Source organism: Pseudomonas sp. Y5-11, from assembly GCF_022368695.1.
Classification (GTDB): domain Bacteria; phylum Pseudomonadota; class Gammaproteobacteria; order Pseudomonadales; family Pseudomonadaceae; genus Aquipseudomonas; species Aquipseudomonas parakoreensis.
In genome coordinates this window covers 3,996,681-4,021,445 of sequence record NZ_CP058974.1, presented here as the reverse complement: position 1 = coordinate 4,021,445, position 24,765 = coordinate 3,996,681, and the positions used below count along the sequence as shown (strand labels likewise).

Annotated in this window: 15 protein-coding genes; 3 read left to right on the top strand and 12 right to left on the bottom strand. The window is 55.6% G+C overall.

Going from position 1 to position 24,765, the window contains the following annotated elements:
- Window positions 1–54: 54 nt before the first annotated feature.
- Entirely contained in the window at window positions 55–360 is a 306-nt protein-coding gene (locus HXW87_RS17665) for a helix-turn-helix transcriptional regulator (RefSeq protein ID WP_004577358.1), read from the bottom strand.
- Window positions 361–443: 83 nt separating this feature from the next.
- On the opposite strand from HXW87_RS17665, the gene HXW87_RS17660 reads away from it, so the two are divergent.
- Window positions 444–896, top strand: coding sequence for a hypothetical protein (locus HXW87_RS17660; RefSeq protein WP_004577357.1), 453 nt, complete (start codon window positions 444–446; stop codon window positions 894–896).
- A gap of 380 nt (window positions 897–1,276) precedes the next feature.
- Here HXW87_RS17660 and HXW87_RS17650 read toward each other — a convergent pair whose 3' ends face one another.
- From HXW87_RS17650 to HXW87_RS17630, 5 genes are all read right to left on the bottom strand, one after another.
- A complete protein-coding gene (locus tag HXW87_RS17650; protein WP_177011105.1) occupies window positions 1,277–6,265 on the bottom strand; it encodes an ATP-binding protein in 4,989 nt (1,662 codons plus the stop codon).
- Window positions 6,266–6,940: 675 nt separating this feature from the next.
- On the bottom strand, window positions 6,941–8,107 hold the full coding sequence (locus HXW87_RS17645) for a Wadjet anti-phage system protein JetD domain-containing protein (protein WP_004577354.1): 1,167 nt from the start codon (window positions 8,105–8,107) through the stop codon (window positions 6,941–6,943).
- Entirely contained in the window at window positions 8,094–11,519 is a 3,426-nt protein-coding gene (locus HXW87_RS17640) for an SbcC/MukB-like Walker B domain-containing protein (RefSeq protein WP_004577353.1), read from the bottom strand. The genes HXW87_RS17645 and HXW87_RS17640 overlap by 14 nt, the downstream gene beginning before the upstream one ends.
- Complete coding sequence (locus tag HXW87_RS17635) at window positions 11,506–12,108, bottom strand: DUF4194 domain-containing protein (protein ID WP_004577352.1); 603 nt, start codon at window positions 12,106–12,108, stop codon at window positions 11,506–11,508. The genes HXW87_RS17640 and HXW87_RS17635 overlap by 14 nt, the downstream gene beginning before the upstream one ends.
- Complete coding sequence (locus HXW87_RS17630; RefSeq protein ID WP_004577351.1) at window positions 12,108–13,526, bottom strand: Wadjet anti-phage system protein JetA family protein; 1,419 nt, start codon at window positions 13,524–13,526, stop codon at window positions 12,108–12,110. The genes HXW87_RS17635 and HXW87_RS17630 overlap by 1 nt, the downstream gene beginning before the upstream one ends.
- 88 nt (window positions 13,527–13,614) lie before the next feature.
- Between HXW87_RS17630 and HXW87_RS17625 the strand changes: the two genes are divergently transcribed.
- Complete coding sequence (locus HXW87_RS17625; RefSeq protein WP_023102066.1) at window positions 13,615–14,457, top strand: WYL domain-containing protein; 843 nt, start codon at window positions 13,615–13,617, stop codon at window positions 14,455–14,457.
- A gap of 172 nt (window positions 14,458–14,629) precedes the next feature.
- Here the strand turns inward: HXW87_RS17625 and HXW87_RS17620 are convergent, their stop codons facing one another.
- The 6 genes from HXW87_RS17620 to HXW87_RS17595 form a co-directional block, all read right to left on the bottom strand.
- Window positions 14,630–16,195, bottom strand: coding sequence for a PAS domain-containing methyl-accepting chemotaxis protein (locus HXW87_RS17620; RefSeq protein WP_004577349.1), 1,566 nt, complete (start codon window positions 16,193–16,195; stop codon window positions 14,630–14,632).
- 572 nt (window positions 16,196–16,767) lie between these two features.
- On the bottom strand, window positions 16,768–19,020 hold the full coding sequence (locus HXW87_RS17615) for an EAL domain-containing protein (protein WP_024717484.1): 2,253 nt from the start codon (window positions 19,018–19,020) through the stop codon (window positions 16,768–16,770).
- A 4-nt stretch (window positions 19,021–19,024) separates the two neighbouring features.
- The gene (locus HXW87_RS17610; protein ID WP_024717483.1) at window positions 19,025–20,653 is read right to left on the bottom strand and encodes a methyl-accepting chemotaxis protein; all 1,629 of its coding nucleotides are present in this window, start codon (window positions 20,651–20,653) and stop codon (window positions 19,025–19,027) included.
- A 172-nt stretch (window positions 20,654–20,825) separates the two neighbouring features.
- Complete coding sequence (locus tag HXW87_RS17605; RefSeq protein WP_004577346.1) at window positions 20,826–21,203, bottom strand: response regulator; 378 nt, start codon at window positions 21,201–21,203, stop codon at window positions 20,826–20,828.
- Window positions 21,204–21,284: 81 nt separating this feature from the next.
- The gene (locus HXW87_RS17600) at window positions 21,285–21,914 is read right to left on the bottom strand and encodes a response regulator (RefSeq protein ID WP_004577345.1); all 630 of its coding nucleotides are present in this window, start codon (window positions 21,912–21,914) and stop codon (window positions 21,285–21,287) included.
- Window positions 21,911–23,359, bottom strand: a complete 1,449-nt coding sequence (locus HXW87_RS17595; RefSeq protein WP_004577344.1) for an ATP-binding protein — start codon at window positions 23,357–23,359, stop codon at window positions 21,911–21,913. The genes HXW87_RS17600 and HXW87_RS17595 overlap by 4 nt, the downstream gene beginning before the upstream one ends.
- Before the next feature lie 329 nt (window positions 23,360–23,688).
- Between HXW87_RS17595 and HXW87_RS17590 the strand changes: the two genes are divergently transcribed.
- Window positions 23,689–24,759 (top strand): cupin, encoded by a 1,071-nt coding sequence (locus HXW87_RS17590; RefSeq protein WP_231589926.1) that lies wholly within the window; start codon window positions 23,689–23,691, stop codon window positions 24,757–24,759.
- Window positions 24,760–24,765 lie beyond the last annotated feature (6 nt).

Below are 24,765 nucleotides of genomic sequence, written 5' to 3'. Positions count from 1 at the left end.
CGTGTCGACGGTGCCCTCCCTCTACCCTTCCCCACTTGCTCACTTAGCGGCGCTTTAGCTTCGTTTGGATAGGTGTTCAAGAGAGGTTACCTCGGCCAGTTCATCCCTGATCGTCTGAAAAAGACGTTCAACGTCTTGATGGTCGTCTCTACCGATGTAGGTAGCGACGAGGATCGTGAGGGGATGCACCTTAAGGGCTCCAGCGAGTTGATTGATTTTCTCCAGCGTAGGGCTTTTCAGGCCTCGTTCCAGCGAGCTGAGATACGTACGGCTGCTCACTGTAGAAAAATCCTCTTGCGTGAGGTTTTTACTGGCTCGAACCTTTTTGAGCGCCTGGCCGAAGGCGATGTTGAGTTCCAATTTTCCGTTCCCACAAAAGGAACGATGAAGCGCTATCGAGCCCTATAGGGCTACAATCTATAGTGTTCATTTTAGGGGGTGCCATGTTTACTACCTATCCGCGTGCCGAAATAGCGTTTGACCTGCCCGATGAGCCAGCGTCTCCAGCCGGGCAAAGGGTGTGGAGCTTCGTTGAGCAGGAACTGATGTTGCCGTGGTTTTATCTACAAGTGGTGCATAGGTCGGGGCGTGAAAATTTCGCCAGCATGCTCATGATGTACCATGCTCATGAACTCAAACAGCTCGTCGATGCCCAGTCGAACCGTATGTGGGTTGAACAGGTTCAGTTGGTGACACCTCCTCACGTCAACAGCCAATCCACCTGGCTTATGGAACCACTGACGATGGCAGGGATTGCAGCAGATCCCCAAGACGGGTCGTACTTTCTCGTCTACCAGGTGGCCAGCGGGACCGTCTATTCACTGAGAGACGATCTTGATAAGAGTTTGGCCCCCTTTAGCATCTTGTTTTCGGATGTGCGTGACCTGCGGCGATAGGTAGCCTCCGTCCAAGAGAGTCGGATAGAGCGTGCGACTCTCGGGCCGGATGCAAAACTGCTTCCAGAGCGGCGATGACAGAGGAGCTATGAAGGGAAGGCCCAAGGTCAGAACCTCGAAATGGAAGCTAAAGGCGCAATTAATTCAAGAAGCCAGGGCCAAACTAAGCAAAATCGGCCAATACCTTCCGCACCCACTTAGGCATCTTGCAGGCCATGAGCTTGCTGAATTCCTCAGCGCTAAGCGAGCTAAGGATCTTGCCGGCGGCTTGCTCATTTACCCCGGCTTTTCCAAGATACAACAGGGCAGTCAAGGCTAAGCCTACTTGGGTACCAGCTTGCTGGAGCCGTTGCCAAGACGAATGACGCAACCGCACCACCTTAAGCTGTTTTGCGAACTTCCCTGAATGCCTCACTTTGCTCTAGGGCTGAGCTACGGCGATCACCCAAGTCTATCAACGCGTCGAGGATACGCAGTAACACCAGGGCCTGATCTTGCTCGAGCGGATAGTGCTTATCCGTAAGGCGCTGAATCGTAGCGGCGATACGTGCGGGCAGTGTGGTTCCTGTCCAACTACCCTGCGACAGATGAATGGATTCCAGTGCGGCTGCAACCTGCTGTGAGAATGCCCGAATTGGATAGGCATCGGCGGCTCGCTCGCAGAGGGTCAAGAACTTGCTCATCACGTCTGATGACCAGCCAATTTTGGCCATAATGCGAGTGATCATCGGCATGATCGCCGCCACCTGTGACCAGTCACCATTCGCAAATCGGGTCGCCTGCGGCGCATCTGTTACGGCCACGAAAAGGAGCGCCTCGACGAGACGGGCCAATGCGTTGTCGTGAACTGCGCCGTCGCTTTTTTCTGAGAAGGCTTGATCATTGATTAGGCGCTCCGCACACATGTCTAGAAGCCGTAGCATATGTGTATCGATGCGGACGGCGTCGACTACATGGTGGATAGTCAATGACCGGACAATGCGACTCAGCATCTGCAATGAGTTCCTCTCCGCTGACAAGAATGGCTGCAAGCAGATCTCTATGAACCACTCTTCGTCGAGCAGGGGCGCCGATCGTGCAATCAGGCGGCTTAACGTGTCATGCCACTCGTACCCATCTGGGTGGTGTTGTTTTTTATCTGCCGATCTCGGTGGAAACAAGCGTGATGCAGTCCATGTGCAAAGCTCATCGAGCGCCGATTGCCAGTGGCTTTTGTAGGTTGTGGAAGTGCACCACCGCTCAACTGGGAAAAACCTGAAAATCCCTGCAGCGAAGTGCCAATCAAAGAACGGGTCTGGATCACGCAGATACCGATCGCTACCGTCATCCCAATCTTCCTCCTCGCCACCCGGTAGCTGCACCCAGGCCACCGGCATGGGCGGGAACTGCGCCGGGTGCCCTTCGGCCAACTCGTCCAGAGCGAGACGCAGTGCCTGCTCGCGGCTGGCTCGGTCTCTGGAATGATCGTGGCCCCGATCGGGCGTCCAGGTTGAGCGCCAGCGAATGGCCCGCCTCATGACGAGTAAAGCGGCCACCCAGGTGACTGCCAAGTCGTCGTCTCGCAGTAAACCGGCAACCGCCAACGCCGAAACGTCCTCCTGCGGATGGTCAGCCAGTTCAAGCAGCATAGCGACTGCATCAGTATCCTGATTGTTGTTGACGCGTTGCTGCACCAACGCTGCAATGAGGTGGTTGAACGGATGCCATGGTACGTGTGAGCCGTTCAATGGGCGCTCCTGCATGTTCCAAACACGCTCCATCACTTCCCAGGCCCAGTCAAGATCATCACTCTCATCCTGACTAAAACGGATGACACACGCAGCGATGCAGGAGATTGCGCTTTGTACCGCATGATCTCCTACATCAAATCGCACCTTGAACATGTCGTCCGAATCTTGCTGCTTAGCAAATGCCACCGCGCTGGCCAGCTTCATGTGAGGCTGCAGAATGTTTTGTTCCAGTGACTGGGTAGCCCAAGCGAGAACGTTCGATGCGTGAAGAAAAGCCTCTGCTTCATCAAATCGCAACTGTTGTTGAGCGTCGAAGGGAACCGGCGATTCATAGGAAATGGCTTGATGACCCGACTTGGTAGCCACGGCGCGATAGTTGTCGACATCGCCTTGGCCTGCCCATTGCTCTGCCAACGACTTCAAGCGGCTGGCAATTGAACTATTGCTGGCGTCTTCTTCAAATTCGAATGGAAGCCTGTCGGGGAATGCTGCCAGTATCGCCTTGCACCGAGCGCGCAACTGATCGTCTGTCGAAACGGCGAAAGCCATGGCAAGCTGACGCACATTGCGTTTACGGCTTGTCCGCGTTCTTAAGAATGCCTGGGCTTGGCACTGATCATCCGTAAGGCGCGAATCTAGGCTGAAACCCAGGACACCAAGCTCTAGAGTGGGTGTTTGTATGACACGTTTCAGGTCATGCTCCCAGAGTCTTTGGCACCCGACCAAAGCCATTGTTGTTTCTGACACGTGAAGCGATTCGAGCGCTATGAGCAGGGCTAATCCAAGTGCAGCAATACATTCAGACTGTTCGACCACCACACGAATGACTTCATCTGTCGGGCGACCATTCTCCAACTGCTGGAATGCCCAGTAGCTTTGGGCAAGAAATGCGCACTCCAGTGGTGCTGCACCCAATTGGCCTTGGGACCAGCTATAAACTGTCCAGTCCCCCCAGAATGTCTGCTCGCCCCAGGGGAAATCCACTACAACGGGAAAAGGTTTTTTTGTGTCGGCTCGAAGGGCGTGTACTTGCCGCCAACCTGTCACTGCATGATTCGCCATCTCATTGATAAGCTTGAGTGCGTGATCGGGCGCATGGGCAAAGAGGCTAGCGAACGGTTCGTGAAGCGCTGAGACGTCGGTGTAATAATGGTGGTATTTGTTGATGCCGACTTCATCAAGCTCCGGAAACTCCCGACCCAAGGGATAGAACATCTGGTCCAACTGCTGTTGCTGTCTGGGCGTTCGCTCAGCTTCTGGAATTTCGCGAATGGCTTTCCTGCGCTCCGCGCTTCTTCGCCTCTCCTCCTCCTCCCTAGCAAAGCGGGTACCAGGCAACTCTTGAAGGAGTTCTGATTTGGCCAGCTCAATGACAGCGTCGGGCGCGACGGTTGCCATGACGTGTGCATATGCCATGAGCGTACCGTAATTAGCATCCCGTAGGTGCTCGGCGGCTACTGCGTGTTGGTAGAGTTTAATCGCTGGGTCCGGGAACGCCGGTGCGCACCGCAGAATTGCCCGGCGCAGAGACATCGCCAGTTGCTCGCGCGCATCGCGTCCAAGTTCCTTCCATTTGTTACCGGTCGACTCGACACGTTTGGCATTTTCAAGATCATTCAGCCAACGGACGCTCTGGGCTACGATATTGCCTGTACGTTGGATTGCATTGTGCCCCCACATGTTTAGCCACACTTCGAAAACGTCCGCGGCATGCGGAACTAGACGTCCAGGTACCGTATCTGCGACGGATAGCAACCAATCGATCAGTCGTCCCCAAGTCCTGACGTCAGACGGCCACCCCAGTAGATGTGCAACGCGGATGGATTTTTCCCCGTCGTCAGTGCTCGCTGCACGGCCCAAAACGACGGGGTTTGGGATCGTGTGCTCTGCCTGAAACCACACCAATAGCTTTTCCAGGAGTCGAAAGTCCTGTTCCTGCAACACAGCAGTAAACTCTGCCCATGGGCCTGCATCGGTGAAAGCAGTGGTGAACGGAGGAGCGGTCAGCCAGGTTCTACGCCATTGCGGTCTAAGAGGCTTGCTCTCCAGCAGTCGATAACCGGTTGTCCATCTACCGGGGGTGCTTAGGCTCCTCTGCGCCAGTAGTCCCACTACTCGCCCAAGCAACGGCGGCTCCCCTGCGTCCAAGATCGCGCCGTGCCAGTCGGAATCGAGATCAATTAATACCCGGTAAAATGCCCATTCGAAGAAGATATCGTGGGTAAAAGAGACGGCCGCGCCATCATCATGGTCGCGAATTATCAAGTCGGCTTTCAGCGCTGCCAATTGGGGCACGGTATTACTATCCAGCCTTCGGATCCGAATTCGTCTACCTAGCTCCCCTACTCCCTTCTCTGCCAAATCGAGAATGGCCCGTCGCCTCACCTCCGCTGATTCGGATACTGCGTCGTAGCCCGCCCGCGACCACCAGGCTGCAATCAAATCAGTTTCCGTGTGAAGCGCTGAGGTTTGCATCGCAGCACTGTTTCTCGCCAAGACCGCAGCAAAGAACGGTCGGCGTGCCACTTCCTTCACAGCAGACGATATGCTTAGCAGCGAGCGCAGAGCAGGAACCTGTTCGGCGAGTTCGGCTGCCTCTGCATCGTTAAACGGATCGACGACAACATCGCCAATACCGTGTTCTCGGTAGAAGCTGCTGGGGAACCACGCGCGGTAAGGTTCCAGGCCTTGATCCCGGGAAGTCGCCAGGACTTTCCAGTTGCGGAGGGTTCCGTGGCTCTCAATCACCTTCAACAAATCGGTGATGATGCCCTTCTGATCCAATGGAACGCGGTCAATACCATCGATAAAGAGAACTGGTGTGCCGGTGCTACCTATTTCGGTAAGAATCTCTTCTGCACTATGGCGCAAGCCCAGTGCTGCAGAAAATGCGGACCAACTGTTGCCGAGCAACCGATCTGATTTCAGGAACAGAATTGGTCCTTTGTCGAATGCTTCTTCTGCTTCACCTTTTAAAGCCACGGATTTCCCACAGCCGGGCAACCCTGTGAGGTTGACCAGGCGGAACGTGCCCAGTGAGGCTTGAATTTGCTTGTTGATACGGGGACGTGCGATCCGGAAGTCGCCAATCGTCTCCAGAATATCGGCCATATTGGCTGAGGAGTAGCGCTGAATTAACTCCAGATCAGCGCTGTAGCTTGGGGCGCATCGCAGCCGCATAGCGCCTTGCAACTGCTGGACAAGCGTGGTTCGGGTCCATTTTCTCGCATTACCCGCACCATCACTGGCGATCTGGCACAACCGGTTGAACAGCAACTCGGCTTGGCCATCTTGGTCACTGGCAAGCACGCCCTTCAACTGAGTAATGACTGCCCCCCTAAAAGTTCCTCTCTCACCTAGCCCATCGATTCGCAACGCGACAAGGTGTTGATAGAAGTCCAGTTCTTCATCGTTGGTTTGCGTCTCAGTCAGTGGCTGTAATACTGTGCGCATTGTGCGCTCTGCCGCCGCAGCAGACCCTCCAGTCTCGAAGCGTCGGTTGAAATCCGCCCCACAAACATCTGCCCGGGCCCATTCAATCAGCCGATTGAGTGAACGTAAGCTATCTACTGCGACATGCTCAGTCACAAAGCCGAAGGCATCGCGGCCGACCTGGAATGCTGGCAAGCGTCGTGTCACGGCCGCGGCGGCCATTATGCTTAGAAAGTCTGAGTTGCTGGGCGCGGCCGTGAGTCGAAGGGAACGCTTCACCTGCAGCCCGAGGTTCCGCTTTCCGGCTTCATCCCTAATTTCCACGACAAGGTCGTCCATCGGGTGATCAGCCGCTTGCTGTATTGCAACCGACTCGACTACTCCAGTGCACCCGGCGGCATGCCCTTCAAGCAGCAAGGCAGCGAGGTAGTAAGCCACCACCAAGTCTTCGTAGTTGAACCCTGCCCCACCTGTCAACTCTGTGGAGGTTGATTGGCTTTTGCTACTCGCAGTCATTCTCAATCCCTTCGCAGTTCGAGGCCGATTGCACCAGGCGGAGGGCCCCGATGCTGAATCGATGACTCTAATATGCCTTAAATGCCCAAGGATGGCAGAGAGGACTGAATGGTGCCCAGCTTGCTGGGGGCTGGAGTCGCCTGTCAGGTGCCGGGTATCCGTGTAAGGGATATGGTTTCCTTGGCGTCGTAAGCAATATGCACAGCCTCCAACAGAAGCAGGGCAGCTAGTCCGGCTTGGCTCCCTGCCCTTCGCGATTCCGCCACCTAGCGTTCAACCAAGACCACCATTAGTCCGCGCTGTTTACCTCCCTTTTCTCCGCCACTCCTAGCGCTCGGCAGCGATCTGTCCTGGCATACGCTCTAACTAGGTAGGAAGATTCAAAGGTTGTCCTTCCTGCTCGAACAGTACAGGGGCAAGTTGATCGGCCAATTCCGCCCAGCCTGCGCGGGCAGCATTTCTCTTCATCGCACGATGCTGCTCAGCTTTGGCCTCTTGACCGCGATCAGGCCAGCGTGAAGCCTGCATAGACCATGGCTGCAATCGAAACCCTGACTGGGTGGCGAACTGGGCGATTCGAGCGGCGATACGAAAGCCCCCTTCATCATGATCGCCCCAGTGGTAAATTGGAGGCTTGTGCTCAAGCGAGGATAAGATTCGAACGTAAGCTTGCCCCCAACTTGGCGATGGCATACCTGCCGTGTAGATAATCACTCCCGACGGATTCTTGCTTAGTTCCCGCGCTGCCTGGTGGAAGGTTGTGAGATTCTCTATCGTCAATAACCAAGCAGGCGCACCCATGTAACCTTGGATCACGGTATTGGCGACACCCAAATACGGCCGAATGACTGTGCAGTCATCCTGGTCGGTCAGCCGGAGCTTGCCCATACCCGCCACGAGAAAAGGTTGAGGCTCTTTGATGAGTCCGATCGCTCCGAAAACTTCACTCCAATGTCGGGCCGGCGCATTCAGGGTTTCCGCGGTGAGCAGATCCAAATGCTTGCTCAGGGCTTCCAGACGCTTGGAGTCGCCGAAAAGCTGAGTACTGAGTTGGCGGACGATGCGATCCTCCTTGGTTCCGGCCATCGCATCGAGCGCCCGCAACGCATCAGCGAAATCAGCAGCCGAACCAGGTCCCAGGAGCCTCACCTGCTTGAGCTGGGCCCAGCATGCAAGCAACTCGTCCACCTGTCCCTGTCCGTGCCAAGGCGCCAGTAGTGCAGCCGCCTGGCCAAGGATTGCACTGGAGGTGGGACGCTGCAGATGGTCGGCGAGTCGATCGAGATCCTGAAGAACTACCGCATCCAATGGACGATCCCCCCCTCCTTGCCTGGCCCACTCCAGCTTAATCGCGCCAGCTGACGCCGCTGCCCGCATTCGTTCGTGCATGCGGTCACGCTCGTCCAGACTGAGCTGCCAGTATGGCGAGGTTAGCGACTTGAAGGACTCACGGATAGTTCGGGTACTGCCGCTTAGACGAGCGCGCTCGGCACGAACCAGCAGTCGATCAAGGGTTGCGTCATCCAGGCTCATTCTGTTCTTCCTTCAAACGGTTGATTTCCTGCTGCAACAACACTGGATTGAGCAAGTAGTTGTCACTTTGCAGCAATTCACGAGCAGCATCGTGGACGACATTCTTCTTCATCTGCACATTTCGGGTTCCGAAGCGGGACATGTCATAGTAGATATTCAGGAAAGAACTGAGTTTGGCTTGGTCAGATTCCGGCCCCGCCAGGATCAATTGCAGGCCAAGGGCATTCAAGAATTGCACGGTGGCTCGGATATTCTGAGGATCCATCTTTTCGAACGCCTCATCCAACAGCATGATACCGCCGCCACTGAGACTGTCCTTCGACTTCCCGTAACAGGCCGCCAAAGCGGCACCGAATATGAGGTAGACCGGTGTTCTATGCTCTCCTCCAGAGGCCTGCTCGAAGCGCCTGCTCAGCAAGCCCAGACTCTCCGACATTTGATAGACCTCTACGTCGTAGCTGAAGAAGCGGCGGTGGTCATTCAGGGGGCTGGCCTCGTTCAGCAGCGGTGAGTTGCTGTCGCCTTCGACAAGCGCGCGAAACTCCTCCGGCACCTCACCTGGTCCGCCAAAAAGGTCGTCCTCTGTCCCATGGGTACGCACGCGTAGCAAGAACTCATACAGGCTTCGATGCTCTTCGACCACCTTGAACTTAAACTCATAGCGTTCGTTGTTGGAGAACATCGGTGCGTTTTCGAGAATTGAGGTGAGGCCCGCGATCTGCTCCTCGATGCGATCAAAACCTGCAAGCAGTGCCTGAGCGACATCGGAGCGAAAAACCTTCACGGCAGCCTGGTAGGCTTCTTCAGCTTTCTCTTCTTGCTCGACCAGTTCAAGATTCACTAGTCGCTGCTGGTCCTCCAGTATGAAGCCGTAAGCGCCCTTCCAATCATTGCTGCAGATATCCGTGTTCTGCAGGTTATAGTCCTTCAGGTAATTCGCGAACAGGTTCCAGGCTTCGCGGTCTTTGCTGCCAGCCACTCCGTTAACCGTTACGATCGCCTGCTCCAAAGCAATAACCTTCGCGCTCGCATCGTCGCCATGGCGCTCATCCGATCGTTTGCGATGCCGATCGACTTCATTCGCATTGTAAAGCGGGTGCTGCCGACTCTCTCTTTCCCGGGCGCTTTCTACTTCCAACTGCTTGGTCAGCACGCCGAGCTGTTCGCCCAATAGCTTAAGTTGCTCGACGAAGCTGGCCTCATCCTTAGTCCATCGAAGAACCAACTCATTGGCGGTGTGGGCCGCCTCGTCGGCAAGCTGTTTCCTTGCCTCCAGTTCAACCAAACCAGCAGTTTGTGTACGCGCCAACCGCTCGCGCAAATGCGCGGCATGGGCGTTTGCCTGCACCTTCGCCATAAAGATGCTTTCAAGGCTGGTCTGCAGCGTCTCGGTGTTGGCAAACGGGGTGAGATTCTGCAAGCCGTTGCGAAGCCGAATGACCGCCTCCTCGTGTTGCCTGGATTGTGCCTGCGCAATCTGCAACGCCTGTTCTGCCTGTTGGCGCATGGCATCGACGTCTTTACGGCCCAACCTAAGCTCTGAGGGTTTAGGTAAGGATTGTCGCTCCACGGCCGCACCTGAACTGACCATGCCGTCCTTGGATAGCGCTTTGACACCAACGCGCAGTTGCTCGTTGGATTCGGCTAGTATCGTTCGCCCAAGCGCGCCCTGTAGGTAGCGCACGGCAAGTAGGTTCTGCCCTTGGACCAACTGAGCTGCGTAAGGCTCAGTATCGTATCCGTGCCAGTCCCGGATACGTGAAGGAAGAGCTAACTTCACGCGATAAACGCCGTCTGCCGCTGCGCTGCGATAGACCTTAATGGCCTCCAACTCCCGATCTTCTGGAATAAGTAAAGCCTCTACATGGCGCCCCAGCCATGACTCGATCGCTGCTTGCCATGCTACATCTGCGACACTTACCAGGTCGCAGATGGGAGTCGCGTCGATACCCGCATTCGCGAGGATACGCAACAATGCGGTGGTGTTATCGCTCAGTTTCGCAAGGCCTTGGCCAGCCCGGGCACTTGCCATCTCAGCGTCACGCAGATGGTTGGCTGCCTTTTCCGCTTTGCCTTCTGTCTCCGCCATTGCCCGACGCAGCACTTCGAAGGCTTGGCTTACCGCTTGAAGCGTACGCTGGAGTGATTCAGATGATGGCATGTCATCTGATTCCAGCCGTTTCTCCAAGCTTTGCAATTGCTCGAGCCCGCTGTCAAAGAGGTCTCTACTGGATGCGATTTCAGCTAGGCCGCTGGCGTCGGAAAGAGCACGCTGCATCGCGTGCAATTGCGTGCGGAGTTGCGCTTGTTTCTCATCAAATTGCTTCTCCAACAGCAAGAGCTCGCCGGCATGACCTGCTTGCTGTTGAAAGTCAGGGCTGGAAGTCAGCGCAGTCAGGGCCAGATCTCGGGCGGCATTGGCCAACTGCGCTTGGGCACATGCCCTTCCGAGTTCTCGCTGCGCTCTGGTAAGCGCCTCCTCTAGCGCTTCTTGCTTGATCTGAATAGCATCCACTGCTTCTGCGCTGCGTTCGGTTGCGTAGACATGCTTCAAGGCCGTCAGGTTCGCCTCGGAGGTTCGAGCCTGCAGCACTTGGGCATAGGTGTCAGCCACTTCTGAGGCTTGGGTAATGCGCCCTCTCAGTCGCCTAATAAGGTCACGCATGTCACGAACCTCGTTTAGGCGCTCGCGGAACTCGGTAATCCGGATTGGCATCGGCTCGATGAGATGCTGTCGTAACGTCTCATTAAGATCAACGATGTCTTCATTGAGCTTCAGAGAACGAGAAAACGCAGCCCGAAATGCCTGTGAGTTCGGTTTGTCGCCTGGACCGGCCAGATGATCGATCAAGAGGCGTCGAATAAAGTCGTCGCGATTGTGAGGCGTTATATAAGGGGTACTGTTTGCCTCCAAGCGACACAAATCAGCGACTACATGCTGAAAGGCTCGCCAGGGCATCACGGTTTCGCGTGCGCCGTCGGTCTGCAAATATTGCTTAGCCGACAGTTCGACACCGGGCAATATGAAGTATCCATTCACCTCCGCTTTGGCGTCCTCGATATGAGCTTGTAGTGAAACGCCGGCAGTGAACGGAACGCCTGTAATGGTATTGCGGAAAACCAATCCCACGTATGTGTTCGCGGAGGTCCGCTGGTAGGAACTGCCACCAGGTACAATCGAGCCGAGGCAGTAATCACGCATGCTGCGAGAACGCTTTTTCTTGCTGTCACTCGCTGCGTTGAAGTTTATGCGGTTGCCATCGGCCGCTAACATGACTACCTGAATTGCATCCAGAAGCGCCGTTTTTCCGGTTCCATTAGGCCCTAGGAAGGCCGTATTTCTCCCGATATCGACATCCCGGGCCTCGTAAAGGAAAAACTGAATCAGGTTAACCCGTTCAAGCAAGACCATCGCCGGCCTCCTCATCCTTCATTGGCGCGTGCGCTGCCAATTGGTGCAACGCCCCCTCGCTCAGCACATCGACGATCCCAGGACGGATGACAATCTTGTAGGGTTGCCCGTCGTCGGCCTCTGAAACCCGCACCAACCCGTAGCGCTTCATGGCCTGAGCCAACTCGCGCAGTTCGCCCCGCTCGGGGAGCTCACGTTTGAGCCATTCCTTGTAGGCACGCTCCAACTCTTCAAGTGACACGAACGCTTCTCCGTCAGCGATCTCTGCCGACTGCATACGGTCGTCATAGATGCGGCGTAGAACAAGCGCCAAACGTGTCTCACTAAGGCGCATTTTCTCGGCCACTGGGTGGCTAGGGATGGCCGCGACATAAGCGTGATGGGCATTGTGAATCAGGTGAACCCCTAGCAAGGACATCACCTCCCGAAACGCCGCGAGATGCTTGACGATCAAGTGATAGGCCACCCGGCTGAACTTGTCATTGGCATAAAGGATCTGCTCAACCATTAGCCGGTAAGCCGCTCTCTCGAAGTCGGCACTGACATAACTTACCTCTGACTGTTCTGCCAATCGCTCCCAGTTGACCATCACGGCATCCTCACATGAATCATGAACTCTTGGTGTTCCATGTACGCGTTGCGAGTCATGGCTTCGGGGACAAATTCGACACGTATCCCAGGGACCAACTGCAGGTGGACATCATCTCTGCGTTTTCCTGGAGGGCATGCCTCGCGCGAGGCGATCAATAACAGCCTTTGGTAGCAGCACAGATCTATGACCGATTCGATTGACAGTTGGCTCGAGGTCACGCGCAGATCAGAGCCGACGTGTCGCGTGACGTACTCCGCCAGCTTCAGCGGCGTAACGTGCCGATTGGCATTCATCCGTTGTCGAAGGGCTTCCATTGCAAGCTCCTCAGTTGTCGGACTGTAGGTTTCGACCAGTGTTGGCTCGTGAACCCGCGGAGTTACACGAGGTTTGGACAGGCCGACCTCGGAAGCGTGATAGAAGCCTGACCTACCCGGAAGCGAGGCATGCCCCTCCCCCAGGATCTCCACGGCATTGAGGGCCCTCGCGATCAGTTTGTCGAAATTGCCAGGCGAGCGCAGCTTGTACTCAAAGAGCGCAATGGCCATCTGATTGGCGTCACGCACCTCTTCATCCAATCTCTGCAAGTGCTCTTCGACTTCGCGAAGGCGCAGCAACTGATGGGTATCCCGTTCGTAGAGCAACTCAGCGCGTAGGAAGTCGTCGTCGGTCTTCATCTGGGCATACCAACCGATCAATCCCTGGCGCTGCTGATCGTCACACTGGAGTTGGCGAACCAGAGCGATAATCTGTGAGCGAAACTGCAACGGATGGTTGTGAGTACGCAGGTCGCTATAGTCGGCAATGAAAACGTTCTCGATGTACTCTTCGAAAAAGCCACGAACGAACTCGCCCATGGTTTCCTTCGCCGAGAGTTTCCCCATCAGATCCTGAATGCGGCAACTCGTATTGGTGATGTGTGCCATGCACTGTTTGGCCTGACGTGCCGCCTCATGATAAAGACCGTGCGCGTTTGCATCGCGCACTTCACGCAGGGAGACGTAGATCGAGTGGAACCTAATCCCGAGGAACTCAGGGGTCTGATTGGCAAACTCCACCAGGTGACCAAAAAACCGTGCCACAACAGGCCTGACCGTGACCTGTTCTACTACGCCTTTGCGCCGTTGACTTAGCCACCCGCTGGCATGGAGCGAGGTGAAGATCAGATGAGCCCTTCCGGTCACCGTAAGGGAGCTGTCCATATCCTCCCAAGGGTCATCGGCTACTAGAAACGATTCGATCGTTCGAAGGACCAGTGACTTGGGCGCTTCTTCCCCGGGTGAGCGGCCACCCTCTCCCCACATGGCCGCCATAAGCCGACAGAGCACATCCCAATAGCGCAGGTTGTTGGCGGCGGCCAAAGGGCGAAAAAGCTCCTTGGGCAAATGCTCGAACAGCGGCGGTATATTAGGTTCCATACCAAAGTCCGTGTGGCCATTGCATTGACCGTAGCATAGATCTATTGATGCATCTATGCTATGAAAACCCTTCAACAGTGATCATTCCATGCCACGTCGCAACTCAGCCCCGCAAGAACGTTTTGAAGCGATCGAGATACTGCTTCTCTGGGAAGGAAGAATCTCACGATCGCGCTTGCTGGATTTGTTCAACATCCATGAAACGCTAGCCAGTCGGGACATCGCGAGCTTTCGGGTACGATACCCCGAAGCCTGCGAGCCTGATTCCGCCAGCAAAAGCTACAGCAGCACTCCACAACTCGAACCAATCCTAAGCCGCGGCGTATTCACCGAATATCAACGGCTTGTCGGTGCCTCAGGCTCTCTGGAAACCATCTCCATTGGAGTACCTTTCGAAAGTACGCAATTCGATGCAACGGCGATTCGCCCTGCCCCGTTCTCGCGACTGCATCGAGCTATGCGGCTTGGGCTTTGTGTGAGGGTGACCTATCGCTCCATGAGCACCCCCCAAGCTCATGAACGGCTTATCCGCCCTCACTCACTGATTCAAGCCGGACCACGATGGCATGTACGGGCATACTGCGAGAAGGCCGGAGAGTTTCGTGATTTCAACCTAGGTCGGATATCAGCGGTTAGCCTGGCCGACGCCCTGCTGCTACCTGGAGCAGAGCAGGACCGACACTGGCAGCGTATCGTCCCAATACGCTTGGTACCCCATCGAGACCTTTCCGCCGAGCAGGCTCGCATGGTGCGCGAAGAGTACATGGGGGGGACAGCGGCGATGGTATTCAATGTACGAGCCTCCCTTGCCAAGTACGTAATCCAGACGTTTCGGGCTGCAATGGATCCTGACCGCGAGCGCGTGCCAGAGCATGTGCTCATGCTGCAACAGCCAGTTGATTTACCCATTGAGGCGCGCTGGCAGGAGTAAGGAGATCGGCACTTCTGCAGTTCGGCCTACAGCCGAGCAAGGTTAAGGGTGGAACCGCATATCAACTGCCAGTTAAGAACAAGCCTACTGAGCGATCGGTCAATATTTAGAGCAGATCACCTCCGATGATGACAGTCCCACATCCTTGTGGGTACTCAATCGAAGCTAACGTCTATCGGTTGAAGCGCTCAGCCAAGCTATGCAGATATTCCGCCATTCGTTCTAGATCCTGGCTAATTTCTGCACCTTGCATGGCCTTCCCGGCGCTGTGATCGCACAATTGCGCAATGCGCGTAATCTGTTGATTGATGTCTTCAGCTACATGACTTTGCGCAGATGATGCCGACGCCATCTGTTGGCTCATACCCGTAATGCGGCTAACCGCTTCGCTGATGCCAACAAGCGCCGATTGAACCGCCTCAACACTCTGCATGCTGTCGCGGGAAATCTCCTCCCCTCTGCTCGCAGTCGCCACTGCTCTTTCTGTACCAACATGTAATGAAGCAATGATTCCATGGATCTCTTCGGTCGAAGTTCGTGTACGCTGAGCCAGAGCGCGCACTTCCTCAGCGACGACAGCAAAACCCCGACCCTGCTCGCCTGCCCGGGCAGCCTCAATAGCAGCATTGAGCGCCAGCAAGTTGGTCTGCTCGGCAATTGAAGTGATGACATCCACTACGCTACCGATAGACTCGGTCTGACTTGCTAACGCATCGACCGCCTGACCAATTTCATTGACTGCCTGGCTCATGTTTCCCATGGAAACCAAGCTTTTCTGAGCCAAATCGCTGCCCTGCATGGCCAATCGGTCAGCCTCAGATGCTGCATGCGCAGTATTCTGCACGTTATGCGTGATCTCCTGAATCGTTGCCGACATCTGAGAGATTGCGGCGGCTGAGCGATCAGTTTCACTGCGTTGGCGTTCGAGTGACTGCGCTTGCGAACCGGACAGTTCAGATGAGTGTGCTGCCTTGGACTTAACACTAATCCCAGCATCGACCAAACGGGTCAGAGCCGTTTGCAGGCGTGCTTCCTCACTGATCATGGCCATTTCCAGTTGCCCTTGGGCTCCGGGGTTATCGCTATAAGTGAGAGCGACCAATGGACTTGTAAACGCTTTCGGGTGCTCCGCCAAAATGCGCTCGATGGTTTTACGCTGGCGCGACTCGAATAAGTACCAGGCACTCAAGAGACTCGCCCCCGAAATCGTAAGGGCCGCAGTCTGTGGCAGCCAGACAGCACTAGTCGCGGACAGACCTCCCAACATCAGCAGTGGCCAACCGAACTGTAGTGTTCCCAAAACTCGCGTCCCTAGGGATATAGCCGCTTTACCGGATCGCAGCCGCGCGTAAAGCGCCGTCGCGCGACGAATCTGGGCGCGACTAGGTAGCGAACGAACCGATTCATAACCACTGATGCGACCGTCTTCATAGATGGCGGTGACATAGGCACTGACCCAATAGAAGTCGCCATTCTTCGAGCGATTTTTGACCACCCCCATCCAAGGTTTTCCTTGCTTGATCGTCTCCCACATATGAGCAAACACAATGGGTGGCATATCCGGGTGGCGAACCAAATTGTGGGTTTGCCCTATCAGTTCTTCATAAGTGAACCCGCTAATTGCTACAAATGCATCATTACAGTAGGTGATCCGGCTGTCGAGGTCGGTGGTCGAGATCAGCCGCTGCTCATTGGAGAACGTTCTTTCGCGCTCGGTAATGGGCAAATTTACACGCATATCAGGCTACCTCTATTCTCATTATGATCTGGCCAAAAAACAGATTAACCATAGTGCTATCATCAGGAAGCTAAAAATGCATAGCACCCAATGAATCTGTAACCAAATTAATCCTTGAGCTCATTATGAATAGACTACAAGTTACTCCATTCCAATTGAACAACAATACCTCCAGCGGAAGCAGTGCGTTGCCTATGTCGACTGGGTTTTGATGCCCAATACGTTCAAAAAAGCGCATATGAAACAATCCGCCGCGAGGACAGCGCTGTACGTATCCTTGCGGCGACGGTAGGTATTTATTTAAGTCAAGAATTTCAGTGCGCAGGTTTTTATAAGAATTTGAAGGGATATTTTTGCACTAAAAAAAACAACTGGGCACACGCAACACGTTGCACGTAACAGATTGTCATTGTAAATCAGTCCAGCACCAGCAAACGTAATACGTCACTAGCAACGCTAATTTTTACGTACCTAGACGTCACAGCAGTTAGAAGATGCTGACGACATCAAAGTTCGCGCGGCTGCTCTATGAGCAACATGGAGCAACATGCTTCTCTCTTGGACATGGTTGATTAGACTGTTCCCAAAGCAGATGACATGAACAACTCGAATTCCTTCACCGGCACTGGTAGAGAGAAGTAATAGCCCTGAGCTTCGTCGCACCCCATACGACTCAATATGGGTAATACATTGTCGCTTTCCACACCCTCCGCGACGATCTGCAAATTAAGATTGTGCGCCAAGGTCACCATTGTGCCGACGATAGCTCTGTCATCGGCATTGTCGGCCAGATTCTGGACGAATGAGCGATCGATCTTCAGCCGATCAATCGTCAGATGTTTGAGGTAAGCCATACTCGAATAGCCGGTACCGAAATCATCGATTGCCAACCGTACGCCCATAGCCTTCAACCGCCCGAAACAAGCGATCATCCTCTCTGTGTCCTCGATGAGAATCGACTCGGTGAGCTCTAGCTCCAATAAAGATGACTCTAAACCGGATGTGCTTAATGCCAGGGCGACACTATCGACATAATCGCCTTGTTTGAACTCAATAGCAGAGCAGTTCACCGCGACTATGAGTGCTCCAAGGCCCATGCGTTGCCAAGCCACGGCCTGTTCGCATGCAGTGGTAAGCAACCAACGCCCGATGGGCACGATTAATCCACTGGACTCCGCTTCAGCAATGAACTCCCCCGGGTATATCATTCCTCGAGAAGGGTGGCGCCAGCGCAATAATGCCTCTGCTCCGACTACCTCACCGCTGTCTAGATTCACCTGCGGCTGGTAGTGCAGCTCGAACTCATCGTTGTGTAGTGCAGCCCGCAACTCAACTTGCAGTTGTAGTGACTTCAGCGCGCGCTCCCCCATCGCAGGGGTGTAGAAGGTATGCCGGGCCCGACCGCATTTCTTTGCTTGATTCAGCGCAATGTCTGCAGCCTTGAATAAGTCGTCAAAGCTCGTCCCGTGATCAGGATGACAGGCAATACCAATGGAAGTCCGCACCTCCAACAAGCAGTTATGTACCAGCCAAGGCTCTCGCAGACGACTGTCAAGGTCGCGCAGCAACTGCTCCAACTGTTTTCTGGTCGTGGCTCTGACCAACATCAGATACTCATCTCCCCCCAAGCGGGCAGTAGTATCGATGCCCTGCAGACTTGTAAGACGCTGCGCCAGTTCGCACAGCACCTGGTCTCCGGCCACATGACCGAGGGAATCGTTGATGGTCTTGAAATTGTCCAGATCGAGGTACAGCAGGTGGAAACCTTCTGCGTCGACAATGGCTTCTTCAATGCGCTCACTGATGCGATGCCGGTTCGGCAGCCCGGTCAGGGCATCGTGGTACGCCATAAATGCGAGGTCGGCTGTCGCTCGTGACTCACGCCGTTGCGCACGATGCAGACGACGGTCCAGAGAGATGATCACCAAAAAGAACACGGCGCTGAGCGCACAGGCCCAACCGAAGGTGTAGTGCCATTCCTTTCGGTAATCGTCGGTGGCAAGGCCGATAGTTAATGCCAGCGGATACTCGCCTATACGTTTAAAGCCATACAGGCGCTCAATGCCATCCAGCGGTGAACGCATATAGAAGTCACCGTCACGGCGTCCGCTCACATGCTGCTCGTCCAGGGCGACGCGTTCCTGAGGATCAAGAGGATTGGCCAGGGGGGGATCGCGCAGCACGCTTTCCGGCCGATCCACTCGACGTACACTGATGACGCCGTGGAGCCCGACGTCTACCTCGTGGAACAGTTCGAGCACCGTTGCCAAATTTAGCGACGTGGCGACCCAACCCTGCCTGCTTCCCAAGCGATCAAAGATAGGTATGGCGAAGTGCAGCCGCGGTTGATTAGGATCTTGCTCGATCACCAGCGAGTCACCGTCTTGCGCTTGCCGAGCAAGCAGTGACCAGTATCGAAGTTGGTCGAAGGAAGGCGCGGCGGTGCCATCGAAGCTGCTAGCAACCAGGCGCCCCTTTTCGTCGATCAGTTCGAAGGGCATCTGGCTTGGCAGGCTAGCCGCCTCTTCGTGAAAGCGCCTGATCAACGTGGCATCCAAACCGTGGTTACTTACCTCCCCGCCCGATAGCCGGGTAGCCAGAGTACGCAGATTGGCGTGTAGAGGTTGTAGCAAGCCAGAATCAAGCCGCGCCTCTAGTGCGAGCCCCAGATTGCGAACATCCAGCCGCGCCTGACGCTCTGTCTGTCGGTAAGCCACCACCAAGAGGGCTGCGAGCAGCACGAACAGACCGCAGCCGAATACCTTCCACAGATGTCCACGCCATGTTTGTAGTGCCGAGCGTGCGCTGTCACGGGTCGAAATCATGGGGTTACACCGAAAAACGCGAAATCATACCCTTGAGCTGGACCGCCAGTTGTGACAACTGCAGGCTTGCCACAGACGTCTGGGTCGCACTCGTGGCGCAATGGTTGGACAAGGTGCGGATGCTGACCAGGTTGCGGTCGAGCTCACGGGCCACGAGGGCCTGTTGTTCGGAGGCGCTGGCAATGACCAAATTGCGTTCGTTGATCATTGAAACGGCCTCCGTAGTTCGCTGTAACGAACCGCTCACAGCCTGGGCCCTCTCAAGGGTCTGAGCCACTTGACCAACACTCATCTGCAAGGCCTCAACTGTGACGACTGTGCCCTGCTGGATCGCAGTGATGATGCTCTCAATCTCCAGAGTTGAACTCTGCGTACGCTGAGCCAGTGAGCGAACCTCGTCGGCTACTACCGCGAAGCCTCTCCCCGCCTCTCCGGCGCGGGCTGCCTCGATCGCGGCGTTCAAGGCCAGTAGATTAGTCTGCTCGGCAATGCCACGGATGACCTCCATAACCATGCTGATGTCTCGTACCTGATCCGACAGTCCACTTGCCTGCCCCGAGGAACGCGTGATGCCCTCGGCTAGAACCTGAATCTGGTCAACGATGTTGGCGACCTGGCTGTGACCATTGCGCATCTCCTCGTCCGACTCGCGGGACAACTCGGAGGTGGAAACAGCATTGCCCGCCACCTCATCCACGGCGCTGCTCATCTGGGTGATCGCGGTCGCGGCCTGTTCGATTTCCTCGCTTTGCTGTTGAAGGCCTCGAGTACTCTCGTCCATCGCCGTGCTCATCTGCTCCGAGGCGGTGGCCAATTGACCGGCAGAGTCACTGATCAGGCAGATAGTTGTGCGCAGGCTATGTTGCATTTCCGCCATCGCATGCAGCAACTGCGCGGGCTCATCCTTGCCGGAGGGTACGATCGGCCTGTCTAGGTGACCGTCAGCGATGGCACGTGCCGCCTGCAGCGCGGTATGCAACGGCCTGACGATGCTGCGGGTGAGTAGCAACGCAAGCAGTACGGTGGCCGCAATCGAGGCACACAAGGCAGAGGCGACGACCACGACCACTCGTTCGTACAGCGCTTGGGCCTGAGTGATGGCCTTCGCCCCCCCTGCTTGGTTCTGCGAAACAAGTGCGTCGATCTGTTCGCCGATCAGGCTCCCACTTTGTGCCAGGGCCGCATTGATTTCCGCCTGTTGCGAAGCATCTGGGGTGCCAACCTGCAAGAGCCGAAGCAACCGGTCCAGATTGCCCACGTAATTTGCTAGCTCTACCTCTAGCATCTCGACCATTTGTTTCTCTAGCGCCGAAATCCCGCGGTTCTTGTATCGCGCTAGCTCTTCGGTCAGCCGCTGCCGGGCAGAGATGATCAAGTCTTCACTGCGAACCAAGGCCTGTGGATCAGATGTCGACCGAATGCGCACGCTCTCAATTCGCATAACGGCAACCTGAGCACTGAAGGTTTGCAGGATGCTCATTCCCGACATCCAAGTATCATTCACATGTCGTGCTACTCGATTTAGCTCGGCCATGCGCGACAAGCTGAAGATTCCAGTGAGCAGGAAGATTAGTGTGACCACCGCGAAGCCCAAGGCCGCACGCTTGCCTATCGTAAGATTGCTCAAAAGCACTGCGACCCCCATCCAGATAAACCCAGGAGATACCTCTCCTACTCTTCTGCCGTGAGATAGCCAGATGCCATCTCCGGATGAGTCTCAATGATGGAGCAACGTCACGATCACGCCTGCCACACCTTGGACGAGCCGGCGTCATATCATGGTGCTAACGACTCATACCTTGGTATTAACGCCCGCGTCCAAGTCGGCCCGCCCGCTCGATCAGGCTTACCAACGTGCGACCATCAAAGGGTTTGCCAAGGAACTCCAGAGCCCCGGCGGCCAGAGCCTGCTCACGCCAGCGAGCCTCAGGAAACGCGGTAATGAAAATTAGCGGCAGGCATACGCCCAAGGTCAGTAGCTGCTGTTGCAGCTCGAGCCCGGACAGCCCGGGCATCTGCACATCAAGGATTAGGCAATCGCAGGTGTGCAATGCTTGCGACGCCAGGAATTCAGTTGCCGACCCAAAGGTGTCAGCGCAATGGCCCATCGAACGGACCAGCCCATCGAGCGCCATCCTGACGCTTTCATCGTCATCGACGATACAAATATGGTAGGGAGACAAGACGTACTACCTGAAAAGCCAAAGACCGAGCTTTAGACTATGCTGCACTTGGCCTGCTGCAAATCATGCTCTGGTATGCCCCTAGGCTTGACCTTGTGCTTGCCATTGCACTGATAACGCTTGAGCCATGCGCACTAATTCGGCGAACGAGCCGGCGTTCATCTTGCGCATCGCACTGCCTCGATGAATCTTCACCGTGACCTCGCTAATCCCTAGCTCGGCTGCAATTTGCTTGTTCAACAGGCCAGTCGTGGCCATGGCCATCACCTCCTGCTCACGTGTGCTTAGGCGGTTGTGGCGCTCACGCAACTCGATGATGCCTTCCTCGCTCACTCGGCGTTGACGATCATGCTCAAGAGCCTCTACTACAGCATCGAGTAGATCCTGATCGCGAAATGGTTTGGTGAGAAAGCCCAAGGCGCCGGCCTTCATGGCCCTGACGCTCATTGGGATATCCCCGTAGGCAGTCATCATGATTACTGGAATGTTCACCCGCAAATCGTCCATACGAGCTTGGAAGTCCAGGCCGCTAGCGCCTTTGAGGCGCACATCGAGAATCAAACAACTAGGAACCTCCGGACGCGGAAACTGGAGGAACTCATTCGGCGAAGCGAAGGTTTTCACGGCCAGATCAACCGAACGCAGAAGCCCAACTACGGCCTCGCACAGGTCGTGATCATCGTCCACCATGTAGATGCAGGTGTTTTTCATGCTATTACCTCCTCGCAGACTCTAGGCAGTACAAACGACAATGTCGCGCCTTCTCCCGCTCGGCTGTCGGCCCAGATGCGACCGCCATGCACCTCGATGATTGAGCGGCAGATGGGCAGGCCAATACCGATCCCCTCATCCTTGGTGGTGAAGAATGCGTTGAACAACATGTCGAGGTGCTCTTCCTCTATACCTGTACCACTGTCTCTGACCGTGACCTGCACCTGCTGATCCTGCTCACAAACCTCGATGTACAAATGGCGAGCTGAGCCTTCACGCTCGTCGATAGCGTCGATGCCGTTAATCAACAGGTTGATCATGACCTGTTGCAGCTGAATCCGGTCACCGCGTACCGTCAGACGACGGACCGGGCTTCGAAAGAGTTGTATCCGGCGATGCTGGATATCCCGCTCAAGGAGGGTCAGGGATTCGCTCACAACACTCTCTATATCCAGGCATTCATGCCGTGGCTCGGCCTTGCGGGTATGTTCGCGAATCCGCTGTATCACATCGCTCGCCCGTCGGGCATTGCTGGCCACCCTGCCAATTGCCACGCGCGCTTCATGTGCGTCGGCACGGTCCAGCCAACGTTGGGCCGCTTCGGCATTGGTTACGATGGCAGCCAGTGACTGGTTAACTTCATGAGCTATTGAGGTGCCCAACTCGCCCAACATGCTGACTCTGCTTACGTGGGCCAGTTCAGCCTGGGAGCGATGTAGTGCGACCTCGGCTAGGCGCCGGTCGGTCACATCGTTGTTACTGGCCAGAATCGCCCTGGGATTGCCAAGTTGGTCTCGGTGTAGCGACCATCGGCTGAGGATTGTGACCTCTTTGCCGGCGCGTGTTGTCTCGATCAGTTCGCCTTCCCAAACACCTTTTTCCAACAGCTCGGCCTTGATTGCCTGCGGTGCCTGTGATGAACGACTGCAGAGCAAATCCCAGCAGTCTCGTCCGATTACTTCATCGGCGGTCCAGCCGTAGAGTGCCTCGGCACCGGAATTCCAACTGCGAATACGGCTGTCAAACGTACAGACGATAATCGCATCATGGGTCTGCGACAGCAGTGCAAACTGCTCTCGTAAACGGTCGGTGACCTTCCGACTTTTCACGGCAAGCCAGCCAGCGACTGCAATGGCAACAAGGCTGACTAGGCAGCGGGCCAAAGCCTCACTGAAGAACTGGTTGTGGTGCGAAAGCAGGAAAGCCGCCAACGTCAGGCAACTACAAATCGCTGCTAGCAGACGTATGCCCCTCACCGAAAGACGGGTCGTGGCGATCATGATGACCAGTACGTAGAGGACGGCAACGGCGATCTCGAACGAAGTCAGAGTGTCGACAATGAAGATCGCCAGGGTGATGAGGCAGATGAAGCGCAAAAGCAGATCGTTGAACGCGCCACGCTCTGGCGCCATTGCATCGATCTCCTGGCCAGGAAAGCCCTGCATAGACAAATCCACTAATGAAGAAGGGTAACGGCGACGTCGCTACGGAAACGAGTGATATCCGCGCTTTTACAGCAAAAAAATCCGGATTGGTAACACCGGAACTGGTATTCGTTTTTGCAGGTCCTCACAGCCCAAAGCTCAGTGCAATAGGTTGAAGGTACAACCTTCGAAGATGGCGCATACATACTTGGGCTTGATCCTCACTGGTTCCGGGGGCTGACAAAGGCATACGGCGCTATAGCTGTTTTTGAATCCTTCGCCATCGAGCAAGAGCACGGCCTCGTCTGCATACGAAGGTGCCGTCCAATATGTGGGGGTGTCATTATCCAATGATGGTACGGCTGTTCACATCCCCTACTGGCACAACACCTATGCTCTTTGGGGGCTTAATCCTCCTCCCCCACGTTTGTACAGTGACCTCGCACCACCGCTTTCATCGTTTATCAAGAGGTCATACCGTGAACAAACCCCTGAACGAGCAGATCATCTCAGCACGTCCGAGCTACTTAGCCGAAGCCGAATTCTTCGAGTACAGCAAAGCTGCCAATCCCATTGGCGCGAAGCTGATCTCTCGGGTGCCGTACCATACGTTTCCGGCGTCCCTATGTCAGGAGGGCGAGTCTCGAGTCATACCACTGGACTTAAGCCAAGCACTGGGTTGCGAAGGACCTGCCACGGGGCCGGGGCTGTGCGCTAACTTCGTACGAGTACTTGCTGGCGACAGCTTGCATCTAGCTCCTAACGCCACCTCGCAAGTGCTCTACGTCATCGAGGGTGAGGGTCGGTTGACCTATGACAAATCCACCTTCGAGTGGCATAAAGGCTGCTTCGTTGCGCTGCCGGCCATGCATGCGAGCATCCTTCAGGCGTCTAGCGACAGCCGATTCTACTATGTGCACGACGAACCGCTGCTTCGTTACCTGGGCGCCACACGCAGTGAGGACCGTTTTGCACCGACGCTGTATGCCAGCGAGGTCGCCAACGCCCACTTGCGCCAAGCCGCCGCCGACCCGCGGGCCAAGGACCGCAGCCGAGTCAGCATTCTGCTCGGTAATCGTAACTTCCCGCAAACTCGCACCGTCACCCACGTGCTTTGGGCGATGTATGGCCTGGTCCCGGCTGGTGCCGTGCAGAAACCCCACCGACACCAGTCCCTCGCGCTGGACTTTATCGTCGACTGCCCGCCAGGTTGCTACAGTCTGGTCGGTACACAACTCGACGAAGCCGGTGAAATCGTTAACCCGACTCGGGTCGACTGGACCCCAGGCCTGGCTTTCGTCACCCCGCCCGGTTACTGGCATGCCCACTACAATACTTCCGATCGTGAGGCGCTGCTGATCCCGATCCAGGACGCAGGGCTGCAGACCTGGTTGCGCGCCTTAGATATCCGTTTCAGTTGAGTACTG

What these genes read in the sequence shown, in the direction of transcription:
- HXW87_RS17660 (WP_004577357.1), top strand. Translation starts at nt 444, where the DNA reads ATGTTTACTACCTATCCGCGTGCCGAAATAGCGTTTGACCTGCCCGAT.
- HXW87_RS17645 (WP_004577354.1), bottom strand. Translation starts at nt 8,107, where the DNA reads ATGAGCCTGGATGACGCAACCCTTGATCGACTGCTGGTTCGTGCCGAG.
- HXW87_RS17640 (WP_004577353.1), bottom strand. Translation starts at nt 11,519, where the DNA reads ATGGTCTTGCTTGAACGGGTTAACCTGATTCAGTTTTTCCTTTACGAG.
- HXW87_RS17635 (WP_004577352.1), bottom strand. Translation starts at nt 12,108, where the DNA reads ATGGTCAACTGGGAGCGATTGGCAGAACAGTCAGAGGTAAGTTATGTC.
- HXW87_RS17630 (WP_004577351.1), bottom strand. Translation starts at nt 13,526, where the DNA reads ATGGAACCTAATATACCGCCGCTGTTCGAGCATTTGCCCAAGGAGCTT.
- HXW87_RS17625 (WP_023102066.1), top strand. Translation starts at nt 13,615, where the DNA reads ATGCCACGTCGCAACTCAGCCCCGCAAGAACGTTTTGAAGCGATCGAG.
- HXW87_RS17620 (WP_004577349.1), bottom strand. Translation starts at nt 16,195, where the DNA reads ATGCGTGTAAATTTGCCCATTACCGAGCGCGAAAGAACGTTCTCCAAT.
- HXW87_RS17615 (WP_024717484.1), bottom strand. Translation starts at nt 19,020, where the DNA reads ATGATTTCGACCCGTGACAGCGCACGCTCGGCACTACAAACATGGCGT.
- HXW87_RS17600 (WP_004577345.1), bottom strand. Translation starts at nt 21,914, where the DNA reads ATGAAAAACACCTGCATCTACATGGTGGACGATGATCACGACCTGTGC.
- HXW87_RS17595 (WP_004577344.1), bottom strand. Translation starts at nt 23,359, where the DNA reads ATGCAGGGCTTTCCTGGCCAGGAGATCGATGCAATGGCGCCAGAGCGT.
- HXW87_RS17590 (WP_231589926.1), top strand. Translation starts at nt 23,689, where the DNA reads ATGATGGTACGGCTGTTCACATCCCCTACTGGCACAACACCTATGCTC.